This window comes from Pseudomonas sp. St316, assembly GCF_018325905.1.
GTDB lineage: Bacteria > Pseudomonadota > Gammaproteobacteria > Pseudomonadales > Pseudomonadaceae > Aquipseudomonas.
The window spans coordinates 1,876,591-1,890,245 of sequence record NZ_AP021901.1 but is presented as its reverse complement, the minus strand read 5'-3'; the positions used below and the strand labels follow the sequence as shown (position 1 = coordinate 1,890,245).

General features: G+C 60.1%; 9 protein-coding genes and 1 pseudogene. 6 read left to right on the top strand and 4 right to left on the bottom strand.

The genetic code is table 11. From position 1 onward, the window contains the following. Nucleotides 1–54 precede the first annotated feature (54 nt). Complete coding sequence (locus KI237_RS08520; RefSeq protein WP_014338779.1) at nt 55–1,725, bottom strand: DUF1302 domain-containing protein; 1,671 nt, start codon at nt 1,723–1,725, stop codon at nt 55–57. A gap of 373 nt (nt 1,726–2,098) precedes the next feature. On the opposite strand from KI237_RS08520, the gene KI237_RS08515 reads away from it, so the two are divergent. The 3 genes from KI237_RS08515 (at nt 2,099) to KI237_RS08505 (ending at nt 6,842) form a co-directional block, all read left to right on the top strand. Then, nucleotides 2,099–5,662: an indolepyruvate ferredoxin oxidoreductase family protein gene (locus KI237_RS08515; protein ID WP_014338778.1), complete on the top strand. Its 3,564-nt coding sequence runs from the start codon at nt 2,099–2,101 to the stop codon at nt 5,660–5,662. Between the two features lie 100 nt (nt 5,663–5,762). Next, nucleotides 5,763–6,320 (top strand): GTP cyclohydrolase I FolE, encoded by a 558-nt coding sequence (folE, locus tag KI237_RS08510; protein WP_014338777.1) that lies wholly within the window; start codon nt 5,763–5,765, stop codon nt 6,318–6,320. A gap of 63 nt (nt 6,321–6,383) precedes the next feature. After that, nucleotides 6,384–6,842: a MarR family winged helix-turn-helix transcriptional regulator gene (locus KI237_RS08505; RefSeq protein WP_034114523.1), complete on the top strand. Its 459-nt coding sequence runs from the start codon at nt 6,384–6,386 to the stop codon at nt 6,840–6,842. 52 nt (nt 6,843–6,894) lie between these two features. Here the strand turns inward: KI237_RS08505 and KI237_RS30925 are convergent, their stop codons facing one another. From KI237_RS30925 to KI237_RS08495, 3 genes and pseudogenes are all read right to left on the bottom strand, one after another. Next, the gene (locus KI237_RS30925) at nt 6,895–7,620 is read right to left on the bottom strand and encodes a methyl-accepting chemotaxis protein (protein WP_404940916.1); all 726 of its coding nucleotides are present in this window, start codon (nt 7,618–7,620) and stop codon (nt 6,895–6,897) included. A 138-nt stretch (nt 7,621–7,758) separates the two neighbouring features. Next, a pseudogene (locus KI237_RS30920) lies at nt 7,759–7,956 on the bottom strand (HAMP domain-containing protein); the annotation flags it as partial. 780 nt (nt 7,957–8,736) lie between these two features. Next, nucleotides 8,737–9,753: an AraC family transcriptional regulator gene (locus KI237_RS08495; protein ID WP_014338774.1), complete on the bottom strand. Its 1,017-nt coding sequence runs from the start codon at nt 9,751–9,753 to the stop codon at nt 8,737–8,739. A 310-nt stretch (nt 9,754–10,063) separates the two neighbouring features. Here KI237_RS08495 and istA point away from each other — a divergent pair, with 310 nt between their 5' ends. From istA to KI237_RS08480, 3 genes are all read left to right on the top strand, one after another. After that, nucleotides 10,064–11,578, top strand: a complete 1,515-nt coding sequence (istA, locus tag KI237_RS08490; protein ID WP_102617438.1) for an IS21 family transposase — start codon at nt 10,064–10,066, stop codon at nt 11,576–11,578. Between the two features lie 19 nt (nt 11,579–11,597). Continuing rightward, nucleotides 11,598–12,353 (top strand): IS21-like element ISPsy14 family helper ATPase IstB, encoded by a 756-nt coding sequence (istB, locus tag KI237_RS08485; RefSeq protein ID WP_057711072.1) that lies wholly within the window; start codon nt 11,598–11,600, stop codon nt 12,351–12,353. A 110-nt stretch (nt 12,354–12,463) separates the two neighbouring features. Further along, a complete protein-coding gene (locus KI237_RS08480; RefSeq protein WP_014338773.1) occupies nt 12,464–13,648 on the top strand; it encodes an acetyl-CoA C-acyltransferase family protein in 1,185 nt (394 codons plus the stop codon). The last annotated feature ends 7 nt before the right edge of the window (nt 13,649–13,655 follow it).

Below are 13,655 nucleotides of genomic sequence, written 5' to 3'. Positions count from 1 at the left end.
CAGAGGGGGGTGATCACCGAACCCGGCGATCACTGCATTGCATTCAGAGGCTGTTCAGAACGCGGTGCTGAGGGTCAAGGACACCCAGTTACGGTCGGTCAGACCAACATCGCCGGAACCGCCAACCACCGTTTTGCCGACACCGGCGACGTCCGCGTAGTGGCGCTCACTGCCGTAGCCGATGTACGACAGGGTCACGTCAACGCGCTCGTCGTAAGTGCCCTTGATGCCAGCCTTCCAGGTGTATTTCCCTTCGTTGCCACCGCCCGTTGCGGCATTGCCGTTGACGCCGTAATCCACACTCATGGGCGTGGAAATATTCCAGCCGGGGAACACCCCAAGCCATTGCGGCGCAAAGCTGACGGCGAGGCCGACATAGTTCTTGGTGGCGCAGCCGTAGTGCTTGTCCTGGCCCGCCGGGCAGCCGCCATAGCCTTCGCCCTTGAACAGTTCTTCATGCTGGGTCACCCGTGCCACATGGCTGAAAGCCATTTCGGCAATCAGGCTGCCGGTGTCGAAATAATCGGTGCGCGGCAGCAACCACAAGCCGTTGACCACCATGTGCCACGTATCACCCCGGGCACCTTGGTTGTCGACGGTGCTGATATTGCTGGAGACCAGCGAGGTGTTCTGGCGATACGACAGGTCTACTCCCAGGGAGCCACCACCCAGTACCGGGCCAGCGGAATAACCCAGGCCATAGAGCTTGACGTTCTCGGCGTACACATACCGGGCGAAGGTGGGCGCCACCTGCAGGCCCCACGGGTTGTAATCGTCGAACTGGCGATAGAACAGGCTGACCTCCGAGTGCAGGAAGTCGAAGCTGTAAGTGCCCATCACCCCCCAGTTGCCCCGGTCCTTGGGCTTGACCGGATCGATCAACGGCCGTGATACACCACTGAACAGCGGCAAGCGGTCCGGCCCCTCCAGGGCGACGTCGGCAGACGCCAGATAAGTGCCGCCTTCCGGTGCCCGAGTGGTGTCCCATTCGAAGAAATACTGCGCCGCCACCGATAACTTGTCGGTGACCTGTGCCTGGGTGGAAAGCTGCGTCAATGGCAGGAAAATTTCGCGAGTCTCGGTACCGGGGTTGCTCACGGCCTTGCGCCCATCCAGCGGTGCTTGCGAATAGGAGACCGCATGCCCGGCAATCAGCAGGCCATTGCCCCAGTACACGGTGTGTCGACCGGCACGTACGCTGACCGGAATGTCACCGAGTTCGAAGCGGGTAAAGGCGAAGGCGTCCAGCAACTCACCGCTGGGGCCGCGGTGGTAGCGCTTGGTAAAGCCCGAGTAATGGCCGTTGGTGTAGCTCGACGTGCTGGTACCGGGAAACGCGCCGGGGTAGTAGACATTGCCAGGGCTGGTTTCGACATCGGTGTCCGCATATGCCTGGTCGTACCAGGCGGCGCCGCTGATGCGAAAGCCGTTGTACTGCTTGTAAGCCACCTCCATTTCACTCATCCAATCGATGCGATTGGTCACCACATCGCCTCGATCGAACTTGGAATCGGACTCGTCGTAGCTGGCATTGTTGGCCAACGCGGAGTCGCGTCCCTCGGCCCGTATCCCGAGGTTGTAACGTACGGTGTTGTCCCAGCGCGCGGTCAGGTCGGGATTGCCGGTATCAAACTCGGCAGCCTGACCAGGGCTGACGATGAAGGCACACCCGGTCACGCTGAACCAGACGGCCAGGCTTAACGGCTTTAACTTTGCATCGATCATCAACACTCCCCCTACATTCTTGTTGTTATTGGCAGCCGAGGCCTTGGGCCGTTTGGGCCGCGCGATAAGCGCCGGCCCGACGGCATTCGGTATGGCCTGAAGTAGACGGGAGGGGGAGGTTCGGGCACAACGGTTGGGAGCATTGCTCAAATGCATTTTGGTATTGATCAAATGCTCAGGCCCACGGAGGGCGTGCAACACGCAAGCTGTGTCAGCAAGGACCGCTGGACGACTGAGCGGTATTTGAATAACCAATACCGACCCGTCGTTTTTGTGATTTTACGATGACAGAAGCACTCCCTAGACTCCGGCCAATAACTAGGCAACGCCGCTCTCCTGGCGCCGCCATGACAATAAAGCCTGGAGGATGAACATGAGTGCGCCCCCGTCCCTGGATGACAAATACGTCCAGCACAGTGGAAACGTTTTGCTCAGCGGGATTCAGGCGCTGGTGCGCCTGCCGCTGATGCAGCGCCAACGCGACCTGGCCAATGGCCTGAACACCGCCGGGTTTATTTCCGGGTATCGGGGCTCGCCGCTGGGTGGTTTCGACCAGGCATTGTGGAAGGCGCGCGACTATCTCAAGGCGCACCACACAGTGTTCCATCCAGGCATGAACGAAGACCTCGCCGCCACCTCGATCTGGGGTACGCAGCAGGTCAACCTCTTCGAAGGCGCCACCTACGATGGCGTGTTTGGCATGTGGTACGGCAAGGGTCCGGGCGTCGACCGCTGCGGCGATGTGTTCCGTCACGCCAACGCCGCCGGCACCTCGCCGTTCGGCGGTGTACTGGCCATTGCCGGTGATGACCATGGCGCGCGTTCCTCCTCGCTGCCTCACCAGACCGAGCACATCTTCAAAGCAGTCATGATGCCGGTACTGGCACCATCGGGCGTGCAGGAATACCTCGACTACGGCATGCACGGCTGGGCCATGTCACGTTATTCCGGGTGCTGGGTTGCGCTCAAGGCAGTGGCCGATACCGTGGAGAGCGCGGCCATTGTCGATATCGACATTCATCGCGTGCAGCCGATCATTCCCGATATCCCGCTGCCCGAAGGCGGCTTGAATATTCGCTGGCCAGACCCGCCCCTGGCGCAGGAACAACGCCTGCTGGAACACAAGCTGTATGCCGCCCTCGCCTACGCCCGCGCCAATCGCCTCGACCGGATCGTGATGGACTCGCCGAAGGCGCGGATCGGTATCATCACGTCCGGCAAATCCTACCTCGACGTGTGCCAGGCACTGAAAATCCTCGGTATCGATGAAGCCCTGGCGCAGCAGATCGGCTTGCGCGTGTACAAGGTCGGCATGGTCTGGCCGCTGGAGGCTGAAGGCGTGCGGCAGTTCGCCGAGGGCCTGGAAGAAATCGTGGTGGTCGAAGAAAAACGCCACATGATCGAATACCAGTTGAAGGAAGAACTCTACAACTGGCGCGAAGATGTCCGCCCGCGCATCGTCGGCAAGTTTGACGACAAAGGTGAATGGAGCCTGCCGCACACCGATTGGTTGCTGCCCGCCATCAACGACCTGACCCCGGCGATGATCGCCCGTGCGCTGGCCAAGCGTATGTTGCGGGTACATCAAAGTGGCCCGCTGCAAGTGCGCCTGGCCGTGCTGGATGCGCAGCTGGCCAGCAAAGGCCAGTTCAGCAACCTGATGGACCGCGTCCCCCATTACTGCTCCGGTTGCCCGCACAACACCTCGACCAAAGTGCCCCAGGGCAGCCGGGCACTGGCCGGCATCGGTTGCCATTACATGGCCGCGTGGATCTACCCCCAGACCCAGACTTTCAGCCAGATGGGTGGCGAAGGCGTGGCGTGGATCGGCCAGGCGCCCTTCACCACCACCCAACATGTTTTCGCCAATCTGGGTGACGGTACCTATTTCCACTCCGGCATTCTCGCGATCCGGGCTGCCGTCGCGGCAAATGTGCAGATCACCTACAAGATTCTCTACAACGATGCCGTAGCCATGACCGGTGGGCAACCGGTGGACGGCAGCCTCAGCGTGGCGCAGATCAGCCGACAGCTCGCCGCCGAAGGCGTACAGCGCGTGGTGGTGGTCAGCGACGATGTCGAGAAATACCAGCATATCCATGATCTGGCTGATGGCGTGCCGGTGCTGCGTCGCGACAAGATGGACGAGGTGCAGGAACAGCTGCGTCAATTCCAGGGTGTGTCTGCAATCATTTATGACCAGACCTGCGCCGCGGAAAAACGTCGGCGTCGCAAGCGCGGCAAGTTCCCCGATCCGGCCCGCCGGGTAGTGATCAACGAAGCGGTGTGTGAAGGCTGCGGTGATTGCAGCAGCAAATCCAACTGCATGTCGGTGGTGACAGTGGAAACCGAGTACGGCCACAAGCGGGAAATCGACCAGTCCTCGTGCAACAAAGACTTCACCTGCCTCAACGGCTTCTGCCCGAGTTTCGTCACGGTCGAAGGTGGCGCTTTGCGCAAACCCAAGGCGCTGGCGGCTACGGCGGATGACGTCTGGGAACTGCCAACCCCTGCGACCGTTACCCTGGATGAGCCCTACAGCATTCTGGTGACCGGCGTAGGAGGCACCGGCGTGGTGACCATCGGCGCACTGCTGGGAATGGCAGCGTTTATCGAAGGTAAAGGCACACTCAACCTGGACATGGCGGGCATGGCGCAAAAAGGCGGCGCGGTGTGGTCGCATATCCGCATCGCCGCGCATCAGGATCAGTTGTTCGCGCCCCGGATTGCCGAAGGTGAAGCAGCGCTGCTGCTGGGCTGCGACCTGGTGGTCAGCGCCAACACCGAAACCCTGTCCAAGCTGCGCCAGGGCGTTACCCATGCGTTGATCAACAGTGAAGAAAGTATTACCAGCGCCTTTGTGCGCACCTTTGCCCAACAGGCCGAAAGCGGCGATTTGCAGAAACACCCGGACCCGACATTCCAGACCCAAAGCATGTCGGCACAAATCGCCGAAGCGGTTGGCCAGGCCCAGGCCGACTTCGTCGACGCGAGCAAAATCGCCACGGCATTGATGGGCGATTCGATTGCCACCAATACCTTCATGCTCGGCTATGCCTACCAGAAAGGCTGGTTGCCCGTGGGCGAAGCGGCGCTGCTACAGGCCATCGAATTGAATGGCACTGCGGTCCCCTTCAACCTTTCAGCCTTTGCATGGGGCCGGCGCAGTGCCGAAGATTTGCCACGGGTCTTGCGCAAGCTGGAAGCCGGCAACGTGCAGAACGCAGATCGCCGGCTGTCGCAAAGCCTGGAGGAAACGCTGGAACGCCGCGTGGCATTTCTCACGGCGTACCAGAACAAGGCGTATGCCCAACGTTACCGACAACGGGTCGAGCAAGTCATGGCAGCGGAAACGGCACTGCTCGGGCAGCCGGGCAAGCTGTCGGCAAGCGTCGCCCGTTACTACTTCAAAGTGCTGGCGATCAAGGATGAATACGAAGTGGCACGTCTGTTTACCGATGGTCAATTCCTGGAAAAAATCCAGGCGGGCTTCGAGGGCGACTACCGCCTGCGCTTCCACCTGGCGCCACCGCTGCTCAATGATAACGGTACCGGTCGTGAGCCGAAAAAGCGCAGCTTCGGCCCGTGGATGCTGCAAGGCTTCAAGCTGCTGGCCAAGCTCAGGTTCCTGCGCAACACCTGGCTCGATCCATTCGGTCGCACCCACGAGCGCAAGGTGGAACGTAACTGGCTGGCCAACTATGAAAGCATCCTCGACGAAGTGTTGAGTGATTTGACTGCGGACAAGCTGGGCCTGGCTCAGGATCTGGCGCAGTTGCCAGACAGCGTCCGCGGTTATGGTCCGGTTAAAGAACGCTTCCTCGCCCACGCCCGAGAGCGCCAGGCACTTTTGCTTGAGCAGTGGCGCAACGGCACGGGGGCAGCGTTTCACGATGCCAGTCGAACCACAGGAAAAATCACCGTCACCCAACTTTAAGTTCGACACCCCGGCGCTGCGGCGTCGGGGTGTACGTTTTTTTGCCACGTGGCAGGGTATGACGTTCTCTTCTTTTTCAACCTGACAACAAGGTCGACTAATGGACGAAAAGCTGGCGAAAAACTACCGGGAAATACTCCAAGGCGTGGGCGAGGATCCGCAGCGAGAAGGCTTGCTGAATACGCCAGAACGCGCGGCCAAGGCCATGCATTACCTCTGCCATGGCTATCGGCAAACGCTCGAAGAGATCGTCAACGGTGCACTGTTCGAGTCGGACAACGATGAGATGGTCATCGTCCGGAATATCGAACTTTACTCGCTGTGTGAACATCACATGCTGCCGTTTATTGGTAAGGCGCATGTTGCTTACATGCCGACGGGCAAAGTGCTTGGTCTGTCAAAGGTGGCGCGTATTGTCGATATGTTTGCCCGCCGCCTGCAAATTCAGGAAAACCTCACCCGTCAAATTGCCGAAGCTATTGCCCAGATCACCCGTGCCGCCGGCGTGGCGGTGGTAATCGAGGCGAAACACATGTGCATGATGATGCGCGGCGTTGAAAAGCAGAACTCTGTAATGAGCACTTCGGTAATGCTCGGTACTTTTCGCGAGTCGTACAACACGCGCCAGGAGTTCTTGCAGTTGATCCGCAGCCGCTAGGCGATGCACCTGATTCGCCCAGGCATGGCGGCATTCAGTTCAAACATTGACTTGAGGTGCCTAATGACAACTGAATCTACCCTCAGCTTAGTTCTCCATGACGTTGCCCGTTTGATGCGAAAACGTTTCGAGCGATTGACTCGTGCAGCCGGCCTAACGCGCGCTCAATGGCAAGTTCTATCCAAACTGTCCATGCATGAGGGCATTTACCAAAAAGGTCTGGCCGATCTGCTGGAAGTCGAGCCTGTCACTCTGGTACGCCTGCTGGACAAAATGCAGGCGCGCGGTTTGATTGAGCGTCGCAACCACCCCACTGACCGTCGTTTTTTCTTGTTGTTCCTAACCCCGAGTGCCCACCCGCTGCTGCAGTTCATGCGCTCCATTGGCGAGCAGACGCGACTGGAGGCCATGGCAGACTTCTCCCCTCAGGAGTATGACCAATTGCAGCAGTACCTAGAGCGTATGCGTGAACATTTGCTGACGGCTTGCAGCCTGCCCCCGGACGAAGCCACAGCAGGCTAGGTGCAACGGGAATCCACCAAGCACCCATCCGTAGGCGCCCTGGATCGGTCGGTCATATTTCAAAGCGAAAACGTCCTACCGCCAGATTCAGCTCATCGGACAGCTCCCGCAAAGAAACCACGGCTCCGGAGACTTGATGAGTGATCGCATCGCCCTCGCCGGCCATGCGCGCGATGTGCTCGACGTTCGCAGTGATGCCCCGCCCACCCTCGCTCTGCACACTCGCCGCGTCCGCAATCTGGTCCACCCCGCGCGTGGAATCACCGACCAGTTCCGCTGCCTGTTGTAGCGTACTTTCCAACTCAGTCAACAATCGGCCGCTATCATCCAACGCCACCGTGCCGGCGCGCAGGGCTTCGTCGACAACCTCAGACTGACTCTCCAGCTTCACGGTCAGTTCGTTGATCGAATTAGCGGCCGTCGCAGAGCGTTGTGCCAAGTTGCGCACCTCGTCGGCCACCACACTGAAACCGCGTCCGCTCTCTCCTGCCCGCGCCGCCTCGATCGCCGCATTGAGGGCCAACATACTGGTCTGTGCGGAAAGATCCTTGACCTGAGCGATGCTCGTAGTGATCGCCGTCGTGCTCTCGACGAAGTCGCCCACCGAGCCGCGGATCGCTGAGAACGCAAGGCGCACGCTGTCGATCTTCTGAAGCAGTCGTGCCAGTGCCAGGTGTCCATCTTGCGCACCACGCAAACTGGCTTCGGCACAACTGCGCAGGCTCTCTGCATGACGGGAGATTGCTGCAATCCCGTCGCTCATCTGCTCGATGGTCATCGAAACCGCACCCACCGCACCGGCCTGTGCGGTAGAGCTTTCGGCCACCCGAGCAGAGGTTTCCACAAGTTCCTCCGCCGACGCGCCAACCGATGCCGCAACGCCGGCTACCTTGCGCATGGCCTGCTGGAAGCTATCAATGAGCTCGTTGAATGCCTGGGCGGTATGGGCAACCTCATCTCGCCCCATGACCCGCACACGTCGGGTCAGGTCGCCGTCGCGCAAGTCGATCGACGCCTGCTCGATTTCCCGGATGGGCCGGATGATCTGTGAACGCAATAACAGACTGACCACCACAGCCAGTATGCTGGCGACCAGCAATACCACGACCAGCATCTGCGATACCTGTCGTTGCGTGGCACCGGCCTCGGCAAAGGCGCCAGAGGTCAGCTCCGCCTGCAGCCCCAGAAGGCGGCTGAATTGGCCTTGTAGCCCATTGTTATCGGCGCGCGCCCTTCCGAGCAGCGAAGCAGCCTGTATCTGATCGCTCAGGGCGGTGCGCTTGAAATCGGCAAGGCCCTCGCCAACGACCGCGGCCTGTTCCTGCACGGCCTGGTAGAGGGCTTTCTCCTCGTCACCCAGGCGCGTCTCACGGGCTACCTTGTCCAGCCCCACGCGCATATCGTCGACACTGGCCTGCATGTCTTCCAGATAGGACTCAAGGTCTTCAGCAGAAGCTTGCCCGTTGGATTCGAGAATTCGCGCGCCTGCCGCATAAGCGCCGACCATCGCCGCCTGCGAGGCGGCCGAGGTTTCCAATACCTGGCGATACTGCTGAAAGCGCAACTGGTCTATTTCCTCAATCACCGCTTGCTGCTTGGCAAGCCCCCGGTAGGCCAGACCGGAGACAACCAGGAGAGCGAGCATGAATAACCCGGGCAACACGAGGAGTTTGCCGCCGATAGAAAGGCCTTTGAGAAGTGACATGATGGGTACCGTTTTTGTTTTTATAGGGACATGACTGGGCAGGCAACTCTCCCGCCTAATTCTTTATACAGTATTTAATTCTTCTTTCAGAATAAAAATAACTATTTGCCCCCCATCAATGACCGGTTCCAGCGAGCGCGCACGCGCATCGACGCCTCATCACCTCACATGCCGGCCAAGGCGCATGGCTCATTCAGAACGAACCCGAAACCGCGCCCGATATCGCCCCGGACTCTCCCCCGTCCACTTCTTGAACGCCCGATGAAACGCACTCGACTCCTGAAATCCCAACTGCTCGGCAATCTCGCTGATGTTCGCCTTGCTCTGGCGCAACCATTCAAACGCCAGCGCGCGCCGCACTTCATCTTTGATTTCCTGATACGAACAACCTTCACGTCCTAACTTCCGGCGAAACGTGCTGGGACTCAGGTGCTGCTCCAGGGCGAAGGCCTGCAAGGTCGGCCATTCGCTGTAATGGCTGTGGCGCAGGCGTTGATGAACCTGCGACGCCAGCCCATGTTGGTTGCGAAAGCGGATCACCAGCCATTGCGGTGCGGTGCGCAAAAAAACTTTCAGCGAGGCAAGGTCTTGGACTACGGGCAAGCGCAGGTAATGACTGGCGAACTCGATTTCGGTGCGCTCGGCACCAAAGGTCAAGTTGGCTCCCCAAAGCAACGCATCATCACGCAACGACAAGCGCTGATGACGAAAGTCTGCCCGATCGATAGGAATGCGTCGCCCGCCCAGCCAGCACAGCAGACTGATCATCAACACCAGGAACGTTTCTTCTCCCAACCGGCTGACCTCACTGTCCTGCGAACCGCTCTGCAAGCTGATCACCGCACGTTTGCCACGCACAGTTAGCGTGCCGCGATAATCACCTAGGAACAGGGCAAAATTGGCCAGGCACTGACGCATGGCTTTCTCCAACGTCGGCTCCTGAATCAATGCCCTACATATCAAGGCAAAACTGCCCGGCGGCATGCCATGGGCGTCCAATTGAAAAAACTCGTCGTTCAGCTCACGAATCTGCACCAGCCACAACGCGGCGAAGGCCTTGGCCGGTACCCGTGCTGTCGGTTGACCCAGCAATGCCGGATCGATGCCCACCTGTTCCAGTATTGAACGCAGACGCTGCGGTTTCTCACGCAGCGCATGGATCATGGGGAACATGAAGTAAGCCGCCACCGAATCCGTTTCCCGCATTTGAATGCCTCTCTCACATCTGAATATGGCAAAAAACGCCATCACCCTTGAACAGTTCTGGCATAGGCCAGTGGCGCTGCTGATTCTAAACTCGTGTCCAACATAAAAGACCTGCTTAGAGGGCAACATTGCGGATTCCACGGGCATCCGGCCACCCATTCCATGAACATCCGGCCACTGATTCCACGATGATCCGGCCACCCATTCCACGGCCATCCGGCCACCCACAAGGCAGGCAGCAACGCAGGATTAATTCACTACCATCGACCTCTTTTATCGAAGCAGAGAGGTCGTCGTGGAGCGGTTATCCATGCGTAAAATTAAGGAAGTGCTACGTCTCAAGTTTGAGGTCGGCCTATCTGCTCGCCAGATCGCTGTCAGCTTGCAGGTGGGTCGCGCAACTATCGGTGAGTACCTCAATCGCTTTGCTGCCAGCGGGCTGACTTGGCCGTGTGCGGCGAGCGAGGCGCAGTTGCAGCAGCGTCTTTTTCCGCCACCACCCGACGTCCCCAGCGATCAACGTCCGATGCCGGACTGGACTCATGTCCACGCAGAGTTGCGCCGCCCCGGCGTAACCCTGGCCCTGCTTTGGCAAGAATATCGACTGGCGCACCCGCAAGGCTTCCAGTACAGCTGGTTCTGCGAGCACTACCGGCTCTGGGCCGCCAAGGTCGACGTGGTCATGCGCCAGGAACATCGCGCCGGCGAAAAGCTGTTCGTCGATTACGCGGGTCAGACCGTGCCGATCATCGACCGGCGAACCGGAGAGATCCGCCAGGCCCAGATATTCGTCGCCGTCCTCGGCGCCTCCAGCTACACCTTCGCCGAGGCGACCTGGTCGCAGAAACTGCCCGACTGGCTGGGCTCGCACGCCCGCTGTTTTGCTTTTTTCGGCGGCACCGCACAGATCCTGGTGCCCGACAATCTGCGCAGTGGCGTGACCAAGGCGCATCGCTACGAGCCGGATATCAACCCCAGTTACCGCGATCTCGCCGAGCATTACGGCGTAGCCGTGCTGCCCGCGCGCTCGCGTAAACCCAGGGACAAAGCCAAGGTTGAAGTCGGCGTACAGGTCGTCGAGCGGTGGATACTGGCGGTGCTGCGCAACCGCCAGTTCTTCTCCTTGGGCGAACTCAACACAGCCATCGCGTTGCTGCTGGATCGCCTCAATCAGAAGCCCTTCAAGAAACTGCCCGGCTCACGCCGCTCGGCCTTCGAGACCATCGACCAACCCGCGCTGCAACCGCTACCAGAACATCCATATGTCTACGCCGAATGGAAAAAGGTGCGAGTCCACATCGACTACCACGTCGAAGTCGACGGCCATTTTTACTCCGTGCCGTACCAACTGGTGAAACACCAACTCGAAGTACGCCTGACCGCGCAGACCGTCGAGTGCTTCCACGCCAACCAGCGCGTGGCCAGCCATCTGCGCTCGCCGCACAAAGGCCGCCACACTACCCACACCGAGCACATGCCCAAAAGTCACCGCGAACACGCCGAGTGGACGCCCCAGCGGCTGATCCGCTGGGCTGAGCAGACGGGCCCGAATACGGCCGGTGTCATCGCCTACATCCTCGAACGCCGAATCCATCCGCAGCATGGCTTCCGCGCCTGCCTGGGCATCCTGCGCTTGAGCAAACAGCACGGCGAAGAGCGGCTGGAAGCCGCTTGCCAACGTGCGCTGGCCCTAGGCGCATGCAGTTACAAGAGCCTCGAATCGATCCTGCGCCAAGGCCTGGAACGGCTACCTCTTGCCCAGCAAAACCTGCCGTTACTGCCCGATGAACATATCAATCTGCGCGGCCCTGGCTACTACCACTGACTGAAAAAGGAGCACGAACATGCTGCCTAACCCGACCCTCGACAAGCTGCAAATCCTACGCCTGCACGGCATGATCAAGGCGCTTGGCGAACAACACGCAACGCCCGACATCAACGATCTCAGCTTCGACGAACGCCTCGGCCTGATGGTCGACCGCGAGCTGACCGAGCGCGAAGACGCCCGCCTGACGACTCGCCTCAAAGCCGCACGACTGCGCCATAACGCCTGCCTGGAAGACATCGATTACCGCAGCCCTCGTGGCCTGGACAAGGCGCTGATCCTGCAACTGGGTAGCGGTCAGTGGCTGCGCGATGGCCTGAACCTGATCATCGGCGGGCCGACGGGCGTAGGCAAAACCTGGCTCGCCTGCGCGCTGGCTCATAAAGCTTGCCGCGACGGTTACAGCGTGCGCTATCTGCGCCTGCCGCGCTTGATGGAAGAACTGGGCCTGGCACACGGCGACGGCCGCTTCGCCAAGCTAATGGCCGGCTACGCCAAGACCGACCTGCTGATCCTGGATGACTGGGGCTTGGCGCCGTTTACCGCTGCTCAGCGGCGCGACATGCTTGAACTGCTGGACGACCGCTACGGCAACCGCTCGACGCTGGTGACTAGCCAGATGCCGGTGGACAAATGGCACGCACTGATCGGCGATCCGACCTTGGGCGATGCGATCCTCGACCGGCTGGTACATAACGCTTATCGGATCGAACTGAAGGGCGAATCGATGCGCAGGCGCGCAACGAAATTGACGGCGACAGAGACTTCAGACTAACAATGCAAACCTGCGTCGCTGCGCTCCGACTGCCCGGCCGGATGAGCGTGGAATAGGTGGCCGGATGTTGGTGGGCTGGGTGGCCGGATGGCGTGGAATGCGCAGGCAACATGAAGCATTCCGATATTTTTGTCGTGAGCGCCGTCCGTTCTGCCATTGGCAGCTTTGGCGGCTCGCTCAAGGACGTGCCGCCTATTGACTTGGCAACCGAGGTTTCCCGCGCCGCTATCGAACGGTCAGGCCTGGCGCCCGAACACATCGGCCATGCGGTGATGGGACATGTGATCCCGACCGAGGCACGTGATGCCTACATCTCTCGGGCTGTCGCAATGAATGCCGGCCTGACGAAAGAAACCCCCGCCTTCAACGTCAACCGCCTTTGCGGTTCGGGTCTCCAGGCCATTGTCAGTGCCGCGCAAAGCTTGATGCTCGGAGACGCGGGTGCTGCGCTGGCCGGTGGCGTCGAGTCCATGAGCCGGGGGGCGTATTTGTTGCCGCAGGCGCGCTGGGGGGCACGAATGGGCAACGTGCTGGCCATCGACTATATGCTTGGGGTATTACAGGACCCATTTGCCGGTTTCCATATGGGTATCACTGCTGAAAATATCGCCGAGCACTATGGCATCACGCGTCAGACCCAGGATGAACTGGCGCTTCTGAGCCAGCAGCGGGCTGCCCGGGCGATTGCCGAAGGGCGTTTTTCCGGGCAAATCGTGCCGATCGAAGTCGCGACCCGCAAAGGGCCTGTTTCGTTTGCGACGGATGAGCACGTACGGGCCGAGGTCGACGCCGAGCAATTGAGTCGCATGAAGCCGGCCTTCAAGAAGGATGGCAGCGTCACCGCTGGCAACGCGTCTGGCCTCAATGATGGTGCCGGCGCACTGATCCTGGCCACGGGCCAGACTGTTCACGAACAAGGCCTCAAGCCCCTGGCGCGACTGGTAGGTTATGCCCACGCCGGCGTTGAACCTTCGATGATGGGGTTGGGACCGATTCCCGCCACCCGCCTGGTGCTCGAACGTGCCGGCCTGAGCGTCGCCGACCTCGATGTAATCGAGGCCAACGAAGCCTTTGCCGCCCAGGCCTGTGCCGTAGCGCAAGAACTGGGCTTCGATCCGCAGAAGGTCAACCCCAACGGGTCGGGCATCTCGCTGGGCCATCCTGTGGGCGCCACTGGCGCGATCATTGCCACCAAAGCCATTCACGAACTGCATCGCTGTCAAGGCCGTTATGCCCTGGCGACCATGTGTATTGGCGGCGGCCAAGGCATCGCCGTGTTGTTCGAACGGGTTTGATAAGGAA

Coding starts and splice junctions, on each gene's coding strand:
- KI237_RS08520 (WP_014338779.1), bottom strand. CDS start 1,725: ATGATCGATGCAAAGTTAAAGCCGTTAAGCCTGGCCGTCTGGTTCAGC.
- KI237_RS08515 (WP_014338778.1), top strand. CDS start 2,099: ATGAGTGCGCCCCCGTCCCTGGATGACAAATACGTCCAGCACAGTGGA.
- folE (WP_014338777.1), top strand. CDS start 5,763: ATGGACGAAAAGCTGGCGAAAAACTACCGGGAAATACTCCAAGGCGTG.
- KI237_RS08505 (WP_034114523.1), top strand. CDS start 6,384: ATGACAACTGAATCTACCCTCAGCTTAGTTCTCCATGACGTTGCCCGT.
- KI237_RS30925 (WP_404940916.1), bottom strand. CDS start 7,620: ATGACCATCGAGCAGATGAGCGACGGGATTGCAGCAATCTCCCGTCAT.
- KI237_RS08495 (WP_014338774.1), bottom strand. CDS start 9,753: ATGCGGGAAACGGATTCGGTGGCGGCTTACTTCATGTTCCCCATGATC.
- istA (WP_102617438.1), top strand. CDS start 10,064: ATGCGTAAAATTAAGGAAGTGCTACGTCTCAAGTTTGAGGTCGGCCTA.
- istB (WP_057711072.1), top strand. CDS start 11,598: ATGCTGCCTAACCCGACCCTCGACAAGCTGCAAATCCTACGCCTGCAC.
- KI237_RS08480 (WP_014338773.1), top strand. CDS start 12,464: ATGAAGCATTCCGATATTTTTGTCGTGAGCGCCGTCCGTTCTGCCATT.